General features: G+C 70.0%; 12 protein-coding genes and 1 pseudogene. 10 read left to right on the top strand and 3 right to left on the bottom strand.

The genetic code is table 11. The features are described 5' to 3' along the window. Positions 1-15 precede the first annotated feature (15 nt). Entirely contained in the window at positions 16-1,008 is a 993-nt protein-coding gene (locus ACFT9I_RS14255; RefSeq protein ID WP_382563999.1) for an aldo/keto reductase, read from the bottom strand. A gap of 249 nt (positions 1,009-1,257) precedes the next feature. Between ACFT9I_RS14255 and ACFT9I_RS14250 the strand changes: the two are divergent. After that, positions 1,258-1,395 (top strand): annotated as a pseudogene (locus ACFT9I_RS14250) (serine hydrolase); the annotation flags it as partial. A gap of 208 nt (positions 1,396-1,603) precedes the next feature. Here ACFT9I_RS14250 and ACFT9I_RS14245 read toward each other — a convergent pair. After that, on the bottom strand, positions 1,604-2,974 hold the full coding sequence (locus ACFT9I_RS14245) for a DUF1996 domain-containing protein (RefSeq protein ID WP_382563997.1): 1,371 nt from the start codon (positions 2,972-2,974) through the stop codon (positions 1,604-1,606). 115 nt (positions 2,975-3,089) lie between these two features. Then, on the bottom strand, positions 3,090-4,814 hold the full coding sequence (locus ACFT9I_RS14240; protein ID WP_382563995.1) for a discoidin domain-containing protein: 1,725 nt from the start codon (positions 4,812-4,814) through the stop codon (positions 3,090-3,092). A gap of 332 nt (positions 4,815-5,146) precedes the next feature. On the opposite strand from ACFT9I_RS14240, the gene ACFT9I_RS14235 reads away from it, so the two are divergent. The 9 genes from ACFT9I_RS14235 to ACFT9I_RS14195 all read left to right on the top strand — a co-directional run bounded on the left by ACFT9I_RS14235 (position 5,147) and on the right by ACFT9I_RS14195 (position 15,101). Further along, positions 5,147-6,139: a LacI family DNA-binding transcriptional regulator gene (locus tag ACFT9I_RS14235; protein WP_382563993.1), complete on the top strand. Its 993-nt coding sequence runs from the start codon at positions 5,147-5,149 to the stop codon at positions 6,137-6,139. 231 nt (positions 6,140-6,370) lie between these two features. After that, positions 6,371-7,324, top strand: a complete 954-nt coding sequence (locus ACFT9I_RS14230; RefSeq protein WP_382563991.1) for a DUF3048 domain-containing protein — start codon at positions 6,371-6,373, stop codon at positions 7,322-7,324. A 259-nt stretch (positions 7,325-7,583) separates the two neighbouring features. After that, positions 7,584-8,024, top strand: coding sequence for a hypothetical protein (locus tag ACFT9I_RS14225; protein WP_382563989.1), 441 nt, complete (start codon positions 7,584-7,586; stop codon positions 8,022-8,024). Positions 8,025-8,520: 496 nt separating this feature from the next. Then, positions 8,521-9,513, top strand: coding sequence for a dihydroxyacetone kinase subunit DhaK (gene dhaK, locus ACFT9I_RS14220; RefSeq protein WP_382563987.1), 993 nt, complete (start codon positions 8,521-8,523; stop codon positions 9,511-9,513). A gap of 81 nt (positions 9,514-9,594) precedes the next feature. After that, a complete protein-coding gene (gene dhaL, locus ACFT9I_RS14215) occupies positions 9,595-10,224 on the top strand; it encodes a dihydroxyacetone kinase subunit DhaL (RefSeq protein WP_382564041.1) in 630 nt (209 codons plus the stop codon). Beyond that, entirely contained in the window at positions 10,221-10,631 is a 411-nt protein-coding gene (locus ACFT9I_RS14210; RefSeq protein ID WP_382563986.1) for a PTS-dependent dihydroxyacetone kinase phosphotransferase subunit DhaM, read from the top strand. The genes dhaL and ACFT9I_RS14210 overlap by 4 nt, the downstream gene beginning before the upstream one ends. A 149-nt stretch (positions 10,632-10,780) precedes the next feature. Continuing rightward, positions 10,781-12,823, top strand: coding sequence for an FAD-dependent oxidoreductase (locus ACFT9I_RS14205; protein WP_382563984.1), 2,043 nt, complete (start codon positions 10,781-10,783; stop codon positions 12,821-12,823). A 29-nt stretch (positions 12,824-12,852) separates the two neighbouring features. Beyond that, positions 12,853-13,458 (top strand): PadR family transcriptional regulator, encoded by a 606-nt coding sequence (locus ACFT9I_RS14200; RefSeq protein WP_382563982.1) that lies wholly within the window; start codon positions 12,853-12,855, stop codon positions 13,456-13,458. A gap of 116 nt (positions 13,459-13,574) precedes the next feature. After that, positions 13,575-15,101, top strand: coding sequence for an NAD(P)/FAD-dependent oxidoreductase (locus tag ACFT9I_RS14195; RefSeq protein ID WP_382563980.1), 1,527 nt, complete (start codon positions 13,575-13,577; stop codon positions 15,099-15,101). Positions 15,102-15,166 lie beyond the last annotated feature (65 nt).

The raw sequence follows: 15,166 nt of genomic DNA, 5'->3' as shown, positions 1-15,166 counted from the left end.
AAAGTCGGGCGGGGTTCAGCGGCCGAACCCTGACTGCAACTGCTCAGGGAGACGTTCGCCCTGGATCCGGATGTTGGCCGCGGCCTCTTCGATCCGATGTAGGTCGCCGGTTGTGAGCTCGACGTCGAGTGCGCCCAGGTTCTCTTCCAGGCGGTGCAGCTTGGTGGTGCCGGGGATCGGCACGAACCACGGCTTCTGCGCCAGCACCCAGGCGAGAGCGATCTGGGCCGGCGTGGCTTCTTTGTCGTCGGCAATCTGCCGCAGCAGGTCGACCAACACCTGGTTGGCTTGCCGTGCTTCAGGGCTGAAGCGCGGAAGCAGGCGGCGGAGGTCGTTGTCGGCCAGCGACGTGCTGGAATCGATCGTGCCGGTCAAAAATCCTTTGCCGAGCGGGCTGTAGGGCACCAGACCGATGCCCAGTTCCTCCAACGTCGGAATGATTTCGGTTTCGTGCTCGCGCATCCAGAGCGAGTACTCGCTCTGCAGTGCCGTTACTGGCTGCACGGCGTGGGCGCGACGAATCGTCGCGGCACCGGCCTCGGACAAGCCGAAGTGCTTTACCTTGCCTTCGGCGATCAGCTCCTTGACCGTGCCGGCCACGTCTTCAATGGGCACGTTGGGGTCGACGCGGTGTTGGTAGAGCAGGTCGATGCTTTCGGTTTGAAGACGCTTGAGCGCGGCCTCGGTCACTTGGCGGATCTGCTCGGGTCTGCTGTCGACCCCGGACATCGGGGTCGGCCCGTGCTCGCCGTGCTTGATTCCGAACTTGGTGGCGATCACCACCTGGTCGCGGACCGGTGCCAGCGCCTGACCGACCAACTCCTCATTGGTAAAGGGGCCGTAGACCTCGGCAGTGTCGAAGAAAGTCACGCCGTGGTCGACGGCCGCCCGCAGCAGCTTCGTCATCTCGGCTGTGTCTTGTGGCTGACCGTAGAAGAAACTCATGCCCATGCAGCCGAGCCCGAGAGCCGAAACTTCGAGGTGTTGCCCTAGCTTGCGTTGTTGCATGAGAGATGCTCCTGGGATATCGGTCGTCTGGCTCCCGCTTATTTCGTGTTTGGCCGGGAGCCGGTATCGAGGTCGGGCAGTCTTCCGGGACGCCGGCGAGACCCTCTCGATACAGGCATGCCCTCGACGTTATGGCCTTGGAGTGCACTCCAAGCAAGCGGAACAGGTAGGAAATCGGCAGGCTGCTCCCGCGGGGCGGCGGCAGCACTCCTGGGCTGCCGGGCCGCGGGACCGCTCAGGCTCGTCGGCATGTCTTTGCAGGGCCTCGCGTTGATCGAGAACTGGCCGGTCCCCGCTGCCACGGCGGGTGTGGTGCGGGCCGAGGTGGCGATCGAGTTCGACGAGCCGGCCGGCCCGCCCGGCTCCACACCCGCGAATTTCTTCGCCTGGCGGAAGGTGCGAAAGAGAGGGTGGGGGCCGGTGTCCGGGTGCGTGCTGTCAGCCGTGGGCCGCGCGGGCCGCGTTCAAGCCGCTTCCCGTACGGGCCGTCCGCCGGCCCGGCCACAAGGGTCAGGGCCGGGCCGGCAGGACGTCCTTACGCACCAGTTGTACCTACCACGCCGCGCCGTGGCCACGGCGCATGCCGATCACAGGGTCAGAACGTACCGGCGGAGTTGCACTTGGCCTTCTGGGTGATGCAGTCCTTCACGCGGTGTCCGAGAGCGGCGTTGTCCCAGGCGTTGAAGAAATCACCGTGGATGGACGATGGCAGGCCCGAGGCCAGCCGGAAGCCCTGAGTGCTGCCGCTGGTCGGGTAGCTGGTGACGAAAGAGAGGTTCGGGATGGCGACGGGGTAGGCGCCGCTGCACTTGCCGTCGTAGGTGAACGCCACGTGCGACTTGTGGTCGGGACTGTCGAGGTTCTTGCCGTCCCAGCAGTCGGGGAAGACGAGTTGGTGGGTGAGGTGGGCCCCCGGCGCGCAGACCGGCCAGTTGCCGTCGGCGCTTCTGCCGATCTCACCGCCCGCGCCGGCGCACCAGAACTGGCCCGGCGATCCTGCCGGGGTGGGCGCCTGCGCCCTGGCGTCACCCGCGATCATGCGGAATCCCTGCGGGAACGGCACGGTCACCGAGGGGTCGGGGAGCCGGGAACCGTAATAGACGATCATGCCCTCGGATTCGACGGCCTTGTCGTTCTCGTAGAGGGTGGGGATCCAGTAGGCCGAGAAATCGTCGGCGGGGGTGCAACTGGTCGGCGCGTTGGCCAGCAGCGAATCGGTCGTGGAGAACGCGTCGGTGCTCTTGTTGCCGAAGAAGCTGTGCATGTGGGACGCGCCGGGAAGGCCCGGAAAGACGATGGGGTCGTCCGGCTTGGAGTGACTGTAGACGCAGGTGGCGTTGAACTCCGGAACCCGGACCACACCGGCGGGCACCGCGGCCGGTGTCATCGCACGGAACTGTGCCAACTGAGCGTTCCACTTGGCCTGGTCGATGGGGATCCAGCCGGCCGCCGCGCTGTCCCCCTCGCCGACGAAGGAAAGCCAGTTGATGTTGGCGAAGTCACCGGGTGTCGTGCCGCGCAGCACGGCGAACACCGTCTGGGAGCCGGTGGGGTGGGTGGTGACCTGGGTGGCCCTGGTCGCCCAGTTCTGCCAACCGCCGGTCGGGGCGATCGGTATGACGGCGAGCAGCGGTCCGGTCAGTCCGGCGGTGCGTAACTCCAACGTGCCCGAGCCGACGGCGGAGGCGATCCGGGCCGACACGGTCAGCCGGCCGGCCGCGCCGAGGTCGACGTTGTCGAAGCGCATCCAGTCGCCGTCGGCGAGATACGAGGCGTTCTGCCCGCCTCCGGTGTCCGAGGTCGCCTCCAGCGTGACACCTGACTGGGCCGCGTAGGACTCGGCCTGGACGGTGACTGTCGCGGCCTGCGCCTGCTGGGTCGAGACGGTCAGGCTCAGGGCGGCGGCCAGCACGACCACCAAGGCGTTCACCAACAGTGTGTACAGATGTGCGGGATGTCTGCGCATCTCACGTCCTCACGAGCATCGGGGGGGTGAAAGTTCTTCTTGCCGGAGTGGAGCGAGGGGGAGGAGGGGGAGAACGAGCGGCCCGGGAATTTCGCGAACGCCGGGGCGGCCGGGGCTACTGGTAGACCCGCACGTAGTCGACGAGCATCTTGGAGGGGAAGGGGGTACTGGCGTCTGTCGGGCCCGGCCAGTCACCTCCGACCGCCAGGTTGAGGATCATGTAGTGGGGGTGGTCGAAGATCCACGGTCCGCGTGTCCGCTCCACCTCGTCCTTGTCGAGGGTGAAGACGGTCCGGCCGTCCAGGCTGTAGGTGATGCCTCTGCTGTTCCAGTCGGCGGCCCAGGTGTGGAAGTCGTCGGAGAAGTCGGCGTTCCCGGGCAGGTTGTACGGCGCGCCGATTCCGCCTCCGCCGTTGTAGGCGGGCGCGTGGACGGTCGAGTAGGCGGTCTTCACGTCCTTGCCGAGGACTTCGACGATGTCGATCTCGCCGTTGTACGGCCACGGCCGGCCCGTCAGGAAGTCGGCGCCCATCATCCAGAACGCGGGCCACAGACCGTTGCCCTTGGGCACCTTGATGCGTGCTTCGACGCGCCCGTAGGTGAACTGGAACGTCGCGCCGGTGTTCATCCGCGCCGAGGTGTACTGACAGGTGGTGCTGCCGCTCAACGGGTCACGCGGGCACGACGATCCGGCGGTGACCTCCTTACGTGCCTCCATCACCAGGTGGCCCGCCCCGTCGAGTGCGGCGTTGCGGTTGTCGGTGTAGTACTCCAGCTCGTTGTTCGGGCCGGTGCCCGGATCGGGCCGCCACTTCGAGGCGTCGGGCCTGCCGCCCGCGGCGCCGTCGAATTCGTCGCCCCACACCAGCCGCGGCGGGTTCGCGGGGTCGCTGGGCAGGGGCGGAGGCTGGATCGGAGCGCCGCCGGTGCCGTACACCTGGAACTCCCACAGCGAGTAGCCGTAAGGGGTGGCACGCTCGGTCCCGTACATGCGCACATAACGGCCGGTGCCGGAGACGGCCAGTGTCTGCTTGAAGCCCGTGCCGGACGTCGTCGAATAGATCGGCGTCCAGTCGGTTCCGTTCGACGAGACCTGGATCTGGAAGGACTTGGCGTACGCGGGATCCCACTGCAGGACGACCTTGTCGATCTGCGCCGTCGCGCCGAGATCGATGGAGATCCAGCCGGGATCGGTCCATCCCGTGGTGGCGCTGGTGGCCCAGCGAGAGGCCGGGTCCCGGTCGAAGGCCCTGGCGGGCGTGCACTCCCAGCAGTTCCCGTCGGCCTGGGAGGAGGAAGCCGCGCCCGGCCTGCCGTAGGAGAGCAGCCTCCCGGCGTCACCGCCCGGACCGCCGGAACCGGCGGTGCCGTACACCTGGAACTCCCACAGCGAGAAGCCGTAAGCGGTGGCCCGCTGTGTCCCGTACATGCGCACATAGCGGCCGGTGCCGGAAACGGTCAGGTTCTGGGTGCCGCCCGTGCTCGTGGCCGTCTGGTGGACGGTTGTCCAGCTCTGGGCGTCGGTCGACACCTCGATCCTGAACGCCGTGCCGTACGCGGCTTCCCAGTTGAGGACGACCCGGCTGATCTCGGCACTTGCCCCGAGGTCGATCCGAATCCACTGCGGGTCGGCGAAGGCGCTGGACCAGCGCGTCCCGGGGTCGCCGTCGACGGCGCTCGGAGCGGTGAAGGCTCCCTCGGTACTCGACGCGGTGGCGGACTTTCCCTGGGAGAGCAGGACCTCCGCCGCCTGGGCGGAAGGGGCGGGGAGAGCGATGAAAGCGAGCAGTGAGGCCGCGAGGGCCAGGAATAAGTTGAAGCGGCGCAGCAGCGATTGCATGGGCGACTCCTCAGACGAGGGGGAGGGTGAGGGAGCGCTCCCTGAGAGGGAGGATGGAGGGGTTGGCAGGGGCTGTCAAGAGCTGTTTCACCTTGAAAAAACAGCGATGTAACGCCTACGACAAACGAAGGGAGCGGTCTCTCACAAGCCGAGTGACACACCGTCAGCCGCATGGGGGCGACGCTGAGGAGGACGGGCTCGGGGGCCTGCTCATGCCGCCCCGGCCTGCGGATACGCTGCTCACATCGTCATGACGCAGAGCCGGAGGTCGCCCCGATGAGAAAACCCGCTCCGCGCACGAATCCGGGCGGCAGCACAGGGGACGGACAGGTATGAAACGCCCCACTCTCGAAGTGGTCGCCGCCCGAGCGGGCGTGTCCAAATCGAGCGTCTCCCGTGTCATCAACGGCGAGACGACGGTCGCCCCGCAGATCCGGGACGTCGTCATGCGCGCCGTACAGGAGTTGGGCTACGTGCCCAACGGGGCGGCACGCAATCTCGTCACCCGCCGCACGGACACGCTCGCCGTGGTGGTCTCCGATCCGCCTCAAGGAGTCGTCTCCGACGACCCCCTCTTCTCCGCCGTCGTCCGCGCCGTCAGCAGAGAGCTTGAGAAGACGGGCAAACGGCTCGTACTCATGCTCGCGGAATCGGACCAGAGCCGGACCAGAGTGGTGGAGTACATCGCCGGCGGGCATGTGGACGGCGTGCTCCTGGTCGCCCTGCACGGTACGGATCCCCTGCCGGCCGCACTGGCCCGGCAGGGCCTGCCCGTCGTGTCCTTCAACCGCACCTCCGCACAGGACGTCCCGTACGTGGCGCTGGACAACGCCGGCGGTGCGGCACTGGCGGTGCGTCATCTTCTGGAGCGCGGTCGGCGCCGGATCGCCACCATCACCGGGCCGCTCGAACTGTACGAGGCACGTGAGCGTCTCGACGGCTACCGTCAGACGTTGCGGGACACCGGCCGTCGGTCCATCGTGGCACTGGGCGAGTTCACCAGAGCCTCCGGCGCCGAAGCCATGCGGCAGCTCCTGGAGGACGATCCCGGTCTCGACGCGGTGTTCGCGGCCAACGACCTGATGGCGATCGGAGCCCTGCGTACCCTCCATCAGGCGGGGCGGCGTGTCCCCGAAGACGTGGCGGTCATCGGCTTCGACGACATAGAAGCCGCGTCCTACACCAGTCCCGCGCTCACCTCGGTGCGCAGCCCGATGGCCGACCAGGCGACCGCCACCGTCCACCTGCTCCTCGGCCTGATCGACGGCGGCCCCACAGGGCCGGTGATCATGCCGAACGAACTCGTGGTGCGCGAATCGACCTGATTTCCCGGCGGCGTGGCTCACCGGGTGATGGTGGATGTCCTCGCCCGTACGGGCGAGAGCGTCCGCCGGCAGTCGCGTTCGCGAAGCGCGAACATGTCATACAACGGTATTGACGCCCGCGGTCCCGACGAGATGAGGTAGCGGTCCATCCGACTCCCCCACGACGGAAGGCCGTTCATGCTGGGCAACACCGCCTCACCGACCCCCACCGGAAAAACCCGAGGTGCGCGGATGACCCCACGCCTGCTGGCCTCTCTGGCCGTGGTGGGCGCGTTGGCAGCGGGGCAGGCCACGACCTCCTGGGCGGGAGAGGTCACCCCGCGCGGAAATTCCGCGCCCGCGGAAGCCACCTCGCCCTTCACGGGACTGCCTGCCGAGCCGGCCCCCGTCCTGGCTGTGAAGATCGACAACCACAAGGGCGCCCGGCCGCAGACCGCCTTGGAGGACGCGGACATCGTCTTCGTCGAGAAGGTCGAGGGCGGCCTGAGCCGACTGCTCGGCCTCTACTCCAGCAAACTGCCCGCCGCCGTGGGGCCCGTCCGCAGCGCTCGCGAGTACAACATCGAGCAGCTCCGCATGTTCGACCGGCCCGCGCTCGCGTACTCCGGCGCACGGGCCGAGGTCGTGGACATGATCAACGCGTCCACGCTCTACGGCGTGTCCCACGAGGACTTCCCCGACGACTACTACCGGGGCACCGACCACGAGGCTCCCCACAACCTCTACGGGTACCCCGACAAGATCCTCGAAGAGGCTCCCGAGGCCAGCACGAGTGACGACATCGGCTTCCGCTTCGGGGACGACGCGCCTGCGGGCGGCACCCCGACCACGGAGCGCGCCGTGAACTACGGCGCCGCCCTCACCTCCTTCACCTGGTCGGCTGAGGAGGACCGCTGGCTCGCGTCCTTCGACGACGCCCCCGCGATGAGCGGCGACGGCGACCGTCTCGGCGGAAAGACCATCGTGGTCCAGAAGGTCGCCATGCCGCCGGACTCCAGCGGCGAGACCCCGTACGAGAAGACGGTCGGCACCGGCTCGGCCACCGTGCTGCGCGACGGCCGGGCGTACGAGACCACCTGGGACCGGCCCACCGCGGAGGCGGGCACCACCTTCACCCGGGCGAACGGCGAACCGATGGCCTTCGACCGCGGCCAGGTGTGGGTCGTCTACGAAGAGGCCGAGTAACCGGACGACCGACGCACCTGAGGGCCTTGTCACCACGGCGTTGGCACCAGGGCCCTCTCGTGCGGGTCGCCGACGCGGCCTCAACTCCCTCGATACGCGGTCCAGTTGAGAGCCGGGCATGGAACAGTGCCCTGTCTTCGCCGCGTCGGCCACCGACATCGTCGCGTGGGCGGTGACCATCCGCCGTCGCGCGCGAGGAGTTCCCCGTCGATGCGGCCCTCGTGCGCGGGGTGGCGGCCGGGCAGGCTAGTTTGCTCGGATGAGTCTCCTTGATGATGTGGCCGAGCGCGACGGCTGGCGATGCTGGGTGTGTGACGAGGCGGTCGACCCCGACGAGTCGGTGAACGACCCGCGGGGGCCCAGCGTCGACAGCCGGACCGCCGACCGGAAGGCCAAGGTCGCCGAGCGGCTCGCGCACCGCGGATGCAACACCCGCAAGGGTGCGGTCAAGGTGGTCATCGCCTGGCCGGACAGCCTGTACGTGGTCGAACCCGCGCCGCTGATCACCGTTGCCGCGAGGCTGGAGCGCAAGGGGGGCCGCGAGATGGTGTGCCGTTGTCCGACCATGCGGGACGCCCAGGAGGCGGCGGATTGGCTGGTGGACCGGTTCTCCCGACTCGTACCGGGGCTGCCGGTGACCGCCGGCATCGAGCCGGGCGGCGGCCAGTTCCTCGTCACCCTGGCCACCGGCCGCCGCTGACCAGGAATCACCGGCGCACACTCACGTCGAGCTGAACCGCCGGCCCGCACCGACCCGCCCCGGCACGAGCCGACCCATATCGCTCGGCCGTGCCCGGCCACGGGCCGAAGTCGCCGGATGGCGCAGCCATGACGGGGGCCGGACCGGAAACACAGCGCGTGCCCCTCGGCCCCGAGCACGTCCCGCTCCCGCCGCCACTCCCTCGCGCCGAGGCCCCCCGAAGCCGGGAGCGCCGCCTACAGTCCACTCGATGCCCGCGCGCCAGGCTTCACGATCGCGCCTGCCTCTTCGATACTGAGTGCGCCGGAGACGGACATGGACAGGCCGAAGCGGACCTGACAGTCCGTCAGGACAGTCAGTGCGAAGTCAGCAACACCCCCGCGAGGGAGCGCCGTCGATCGTCACCCACCGCCAAGGCGTACGGCCCACCCCACATCGGCCGACCAGGTAGAACCCGGCTCAGAAGCCTGGCCGGCAACCTTTCGAGGAGGATCCGTTGAGAATGCTCATCAATGTCCCGGAGACCGTGGTCGCCGACGCGCTGCGTGGGATGGCCGCCGCGCATCCCGAGCTGTCCGTCGATGTGGACAACCGTGTCGTCGTACGCCGCGACGCACCCGTCGAGGGAAAGGTGGGGCTCGTCTCGGGCGGCGGTTCCGGGCATGAGCCGCTGCACGGGGGCTTCGTGGGGCCCGGGATGCTCTCCGCCGCCTGTCCGGGTGAAGTGTTCACCAGCCCCGTACCCGATCAGATGGTGCGGGCCGCCGCCGCTGTCGACAGTGGTGCGGGTGTGCTGTTCATCGTCAAGAACTACACGGGCGACGTCCTCAACTTCGACATGGCCGCCGAGCTGGCCGAGGACGAGGGCATCCGCGTCGGCAAGGTGCTGGTCAACGACGACGTCGCCGTGACGGACAGCCTGTTCACGGCGGGCCGGCGCGGTACGGGTGCCACGCTCTTCGTCGAGAAGATCGCCGGCGCCGCCGCCGAGGAGGGCGCGCCGCTGGAGCGGGTCGAGGCGATCGGGCGGCAGGTGAACGAGAGCGCGCGCAGTTTCGGTGTCGCCCTCAGCGCCGTCACGACCCCGGCCAAGGGCAGCCCGACCTTCGATCTGCCGGACGGCGAGCTGGAGCTGGGCATCGGGATCCACGGCGAGCCGGGGCGCGAGCGGCGCGCCATGATGACCTCGCACGAGATCGCGGACTTCGCCGTCGACGCGGTGCTGGAGGACCTGCGCCCGTCGGGCCCGGTGATCGCGCTCGTCAACGGCATGGGGGCGACTCCGCTGCTGGAGCTGTACGGCTTCAACGCCGAGGTGCAGCGGGTGCTTGCCGAGCGCGGCGTCGCGGTGGCCCGTACGCTCGTCGGAAACTATGTGACCTCGCTCGACATGGCCGGGTGCTCGGTGACGCTCTGCCAGGTCGACGAGGATCTGCTGCGGCTCTGGGACGCGCCGGTGCAGACGCCCGCACTGCGCTGGGGCCGCTGACCCGGTTGCGACGCAGAGACGCAGACCCGTACGCCCGACGCTCTTCGAGGAGACCTTGTGTCCGACCAGGATTCCGAGCCGGTGCTCGACGTCGACTTCTTCCGCCGCTGGCTGACGACGGCGGCCACCTCCGTGGAACGGGAGGCCGACCATCTCACCGAGCTCGACTCGGCGATCGGCGACGCCGACCACGGCAGCAATCTCCAGCGCGGCTTCCGGGCCGTGACGGCGGTGCTGGACAAGGAGCCGCCGGCGACGCCCGGCGCCGTACTGGTCCTCGCGGGGCGGCAGTTGATCTCCACCGTGGGCGGCGCCTCCGGGCCGCTGTACGGGACGCTGCTGCGGCGCACGGGCAAGGCGCTCGGCGATTCCACCGAGGTCACGCCCGCGCAGCTGGCCGAGGCCCTGGGCGCCGGGGTCGCAGCCGTGGCGCAGCTGGGCGGCGCGAAGGCCGGGGACAAGACGATGATCGACGCGCTGGAGCCGGCGGTGGCGGCGCTCGGCACCTCGTTCGCCGCTGCTGCGGCGGCCGCTGACGAGGGCGCGGTGGCGACCGTGCCGCTCCAGGCCCGCAAGGGCCGGGCCAGCTATCTCGGTGAGCGCAGCATCGGGCATCAGGACCCGGGCGCCACGTCCGCCGCGCTGCTGATCGCGGCCCTCGCGGCGACGGCGGGCGAAGGCGTGGCAGGCGAAGGTGTGGCGGGCGAGTGAGCGTCGAGAAGCCGGTCGGCATCGTGCTCGTGTCGCACAGCCGGGCGGTCGCGGAGGCTGTCGCCGAACTGGCCGCCGGGCTCGCGGGCGGCGGCACGACCGCACCGGTGGCCGCAGCCGGTGGCACTCCGGACGGCGGGCTCGGTACGAGTTCCGAGCTGATCGCTGGGGCTGCCGCCGAGGTGGACCGGGGCGCGGGCGTCGCGCTTCTGGTGGATCTCGGCAGTGCCGTGCTGACCGTCAAGTCGTTGCTGGCCGAGGGCGACGAACTGCCCGAGGGCGCCCGGCTGTTGGACGCGCCCTTCGTGGAGGGCGCGGTCGCGGCCGTGGTCACGGCGTCGGCGGGCGGGGACCTGGACGCGGTGGAGGCGGCGGCCGTGGAGGCGTACAGCTACCGCAAGGTCTGAGTAGCGCAAGGGCACCCACCAGAGATCGGACGCTGTCGGACAGGAGCGGTACGCGGGGAGAGACGGACCACACTTTGTGCAACTGGTTGCACAAAGTGTCCCGGCGGGTCTACTACTAGTGGGTAACCACCGCGCGAGGAGCCCCCCCCATGAGCCCGTCCCCGAGCCCGTACCCCCGTCTCTTCAGCCCGCTCGACCTGGGCTTCGTCACCCTCCCCAACCGGGTCCTGATGGGTTCGATGCACGTCGGCCTGGAAGAGGCCGAGAACGGCTTCGCCCGCATGGCCGCCTTCTACGCCACCCGTGCGCGCGGCGGCGTCGGCCTCATCGTGACCGGCGGCATCGCGCCAAACGACCGGGGGCGCCCGTACGAGGGCGGTGCCCGGCTCACGACCGAGGCGGAGGCCGAGCAGCATCTGCGGGTGACCGCGGCGGTGCACGCCGCGGGCGGCCGGATCGCGATGCAGATCCTGCACTTCGGGCGGTACGCCTACCATCCGGATCTGGTGGCGCCGAGCGCGCTCCAGGCCCCCATCAACCCCTATGTCCCGCACGCCCTCACCGACGACGAGGTGGAGGAGACGGTCGAGGACTTCGTACGGGCGGCGGAGCTGGCGCGGCTGGCCGGGTACGACGGCGTCGAGGTCATGGGCTCCGAGGGCTACCTCATCAACGAGTTCATCGCCGCGCGTACCAATCGGCGCGAGGACCGGTGGGGCGGCAGCTACGAGAACCGCGTCCGCTTCCCACTGGAGATCGTCCGCCGGATCCGGGAGCGGGTGGGTCCCGACTTCATCCTCATCTACCGGCTGTCGATGCTCGACCTGGTGCCGGGCGGCTCCTCGCTCGCCGAAGTCGTCACGCTGGCCAAGGAGGTCGAGGCGGCGGGCGCGACGCTCATCAACACCGGTATCGGCTGGCACGAGGCCCGGATACCGACGATCGCCGCGTCCGTGCCACGCGGCGCGTACACCTGGGTGACCAAGGCGCTGATGGGGTCGGTCTCCCTGCCGCTGATCACCAGCAACCGGGTCAACACCCCTGAGGTGGCGGAGCAGTTGCTCGCCGACGGGCGCGCCGACATGGTCTCCATGGCACGGCCCTTCCTGGCCGATCCCGACTTCGTCGTGAAGTCGCGCGACGGGCAGGCCGACACGATCAACACCTGTATCGGCTGCAACCAGGCCTGTCTGGACCACACGTTCAGCGGGAAGATCACCTCCTGTCTCGTCAACCCGCGGGCCTGCCACGAGACCGAGCTGGTCCTCTCCCCCACCCGGCGTGCCAAGCGGATCGCCGTCGTCGGGGCCGGTCCCGCCGGTCTCGCGTGCGCCGTGTCCGCCGCTGAACGCGGGCACCGGGTCACGCTGTTCGACGCGGCGGACGAGATCGGCGGACAGCTCAACGTCGCGAGAAGGATCCCCGGCAAGGAGGAGTTCAACGAGACGCTGCGCTATTTCCGGCGCCGGCTCGAACACCTGGCGGTGGACGTACGGCTCAACACCCGTGCCACGGTTGAGGAGTTGGCGCACGGCACGGCGGCCGCATTCGACGAGATCGTCGTGGCGACCGGTGTCACACCGCGTACGCCGCGGATCCCCGGCATCGACCACGCCCGTGTGGTCAGCTATCTCGACGTCCTGCGCGGCGACGCCGCCGTCGGCGAGCGCGTCGCGATCATCGGCGCGGGCGGCATCGGATTCGACGTCGCCGAATTCCTCACCGACAGCGGCGAGCACGCGAGCCTGGACGCGGACGCCTACTTCCGGCAGTGGGGAGTCGACACCGACTACCGCTCCCCCGGCGGACTGCGGGAGCCCGTCCGGCCGAAGCCGCCGAGGACGGTTCATCTGATCCAGCGAAAGACGGGGAAGGTCGGCGCCGGGCTCGGGAAGACCACCGGGTGGATCCACCGCACCGAGCTGCGCCACCGCGGAGTCACCACGATCGCGGGCGCCGTCTACGAGCGTGTCGACGACGAAGGACTGCATCTGACGGTCGACGGCTCACCCACCGTCCTGCCCGTGGACACCGTCGTCCTGTGCGCCGGGCAGGAGCCACGGCGCGAGCTGTACGACGCGCTCCGCGCGGCCGGGGCCTCCGTACATCTCATCGGCGGCGCGGACGTCGCCGCCGAACTCGACGCCAAGCGGGCCATCGACCAGGGGACGCGGCTGGCCGCCACGATCTGACCGACGGTCCGAACTTTTAGGATGCCGTCATGTCCCTCCCCCACGCCATCCTCACCGCCCTCCTCGAAAGACCCTCCTCGGGCCTGGAACTCACCCGCCGCTTCGACCGCTCGATCGGCTACTTCTGGTCGGCGACGCATCAGCAGATCTACCGGGAGCTGGGGAGACTTGAGCAGTCCGGCTACATCCGCGCCCTGACGTCGGCGCAGCCGGCCCGGGGGCGGAAGAAGGAGTACGAGGTGCTGCCGGCCGGTCGCGAGGAGCTGACCGGCTGGGTGTCGGGCAGGGAGGATCCCAAGCCTGTCCGGGATCCCCTGCTGCTGAGGATGCGCGCGGCGGCGGTGGTCGGCACCGACGGGCTCCCCGACGAGCTGCGGCGCCATCTCGCCCTCCATGAGCGGCAGTTGGCCGAGTACACGGACATCGAGGCCCGGGACTTCGCCGCGAAGCCCACGGAGGGGACGGAAGGGACGGAGGGGACGGAGGCATCGGGCACGGCCGGGAGGACGGAGGCGGACCGGCTGCGGCATCTGGTGCTGCGCGCCGGGATGGATCTGGAGCGCATGTGGGTCGAATGGCTCACCGAGGCGCTGCGCGGGGCGAGCGCCGCTCCGGCCGGATCCGACGGCCCGTAGGACCGGATCCGGCCGAAGACGTCCCACTCACCGTCCGAACACCGTCCGGCACCGTGCGTCACCTCCGACATACTGGCCCTTGCGATCAACTGCCGTACGGAACCGGAGAAGTGGCCATGGACGACGAGGCATACGGCCGGGAATCCGGCCCCCAGGAGCGAACTCCTCCCTACCGGCACACGGGCCGGCCGGCGCGTCACGCGGTGGTGATCGGCGGCAGCATCGCCGGCCTGCTCGCGGCGCACGTGCTCGCCGCGCACGCCGACCGGGTGACGATCGTCGAGCGCGACCGGTTCCCCGACGGGGCGCGGCCACGGTCCGGTGTGCCGCAGGGCAGTCATATCCATGTGCTGGTCGCCGGGGGCCAGTTGGCGCTGGAGACCCTGCTCCCCGGCATCGTCGCCGAGTTACGGCAGCACGGCGCGCCCCGGATCGGAATGCCGGGTGACATGGTCCAGTGGCAGGCGGGCAGGTGGTATCGCCGTACGCCGGACACCGCCCATCTCCTCACCCCTTCCCGCCCGTTGCTCGAATGGCTCGTACGCCGCAGGGTCCTGGCGGATCCGCGGATCCGGACCGTGGAGGGTACGGAGGTCGTGGGCCTGCTCGGTGACGCGGTCCGGACGACCGGCGTACTGCTCCGGGAGCGCGGGGCCGGGGCCGGTGCGAAGGCCGGCTCCAAGGCCGAGGAGGCCGCCAAGGCCCGGGGCGGCGTCGTCACCCGCGCGCTGACCGCCGATCTGGTCGTGGACGCCTCCGGCCGCGGCTCGCGGGCGCCCGACTGGCTCGCGGCCGTCGGCGCCGAGCCGCCGCGGGAGGAGACGCTCGACAGCGGACTCGCCTACGCCACCCGCGTCTACCGCCCCGGCGAGGACGACGGCACCACCGACACCGTCGGCTACTTCGTCATTCCCAACCCCACCCAGGTGCACGGCGGTGTCGCGGTGCCCATGGAGGACGGCCGCTACCTCGTCACCTTCTCCGGGCTGCGCGGAAGCGAACCCCCTTCGAACGAGGAGGAGTTCGCCGACTTCGCCGCGCTGCTCCCGCACCCGTTCCTGCACGACTGGCTGACGCGGGCACGGCCGGACTCGCCCGTGCGCTCGTTCCGCGGCACGGCCAACGTCCGCCGTCGGTACGACCGGCCGGGCCGCCGCCCGGCCGGCTTCCTCGTCACCGGCGACGCGCTGTGCACCTTCAATCCCGTCTACGGTCACGGCATGACCGTCGCCGCGCTCGGCGCCGTCGCGCTGCGCGAGGCGCTGGCGGACCGGCGCCGTACACCCACGACCCTGCGCGTACAGCGGGCGCTTCTCGCCGCCTCGCGACAGGCCTGGGACATCGCGGCCGGGGCGGACAGGGAGATGCCAGGGGCCATCGGCGACGCGGCCCGGACCCGCGCGGCCGACCGGCCCGCGGCCTGGTACCTGGCGCGGGTGGAGCAGCGGGCGGGCGGCGATCCGGTCGTCGGTACGGCGTTCCGTGCCGCGCTGCATCTCACCGCGCCGCTGAGTGTGCTGTTCGCGCCGCGTGTCGTACGTGCCGTGCTGTTCCGGCCGGCGCCGCGCGGCCCCGTCGAGCCGCCGATGTGGCGGGAGTCCGACGGTGGTACCTCGGAGCACGGTCGCGCCTCGGAGACCTGATAACTTCTACATCACTGTAGAAACAGACACTGTCCGTGCCACCCCTTCCCCCGGTACGGGCAGCC

Origin of the sequence: Streptomyces sp. NPDC057137, assembly GCF_042670825.1 — a bacterium.
Lineage (GTDB): Bacteria > Actinomycetota > Actinomycetes > Streptomycetales > Streptomycetaceae > Streptomyces.
The sequence above is the reverse complement of the archived record's forward strand: the minus strand, read 5'-3'. Positions and strand labels throughout refer to the sequence as shown.

Coding starts and splice junctions, on each gene's coding strand:
- ACFT9I_RS14255 (WP_382563999.1), bottom strand. CDS start 1,008: ATGCAACAACGCAAGCTAGGGCAACACCTCGAAGTTTCGGCTCTCGGG.
- ACFT9I_RS14245 (WP_382563997.1), bottom strand. CDS start 2,974: ATGCGCAGACATCCCGCACATCTGTACACACTGTTGGTGAACGCCTTG.
- ACFT9I_RS14240 (WP_382563995.1), bottom strand. CDS start 4,814: ATGCAATCGCTGCTGCGCCGCTTCAACTTATTCCTGGCCCTCGCGGCC.
- ACFT9I_RS14235 (WP_382563993.1), top strand. CDS start 5,147: ATGAAACGCCCCACTCTCGAAGTGGTCGCCGCCCGAGCGGGCGTGTCC.
- ACFT9I_RS14230 (WP_382563991.1), top strand. CDS start 6,371: ATGACCCCACGCCTGCTGGCCTCTCTGGCCGTGGTGGGCGCGTTGGCA.
- ACFT9I_RS14225 (WP_382563989.1), top strand. CDS start 7,584: ATGAGTCTCCTTGATGATGTGGCCGAGCGCGACGGCTGGCGATGCTGG.
- ACFT9I_RS14205 (WP_382563984.1), top strand. CDS start 10,781: ATGAGCCCGTCCCCGAGCCCGTACCCCCGTCTCTTCAGCCCGCTCGAC.
- ACFT9I_RS14200 (WP_382563982.1), top strand. CDS start 12,853: ATGTCCCTCCCCCACGCCATCCTCACCGCCCTCCTCGAAAGACCCTCC.
- ACFT9I_RS14195 (WP_382563980.1), top strand. CDS start 13,575: ATGGACGACGAGGCATACGGCCGGGAATCCGGCCCCCAGGAGCGAACT.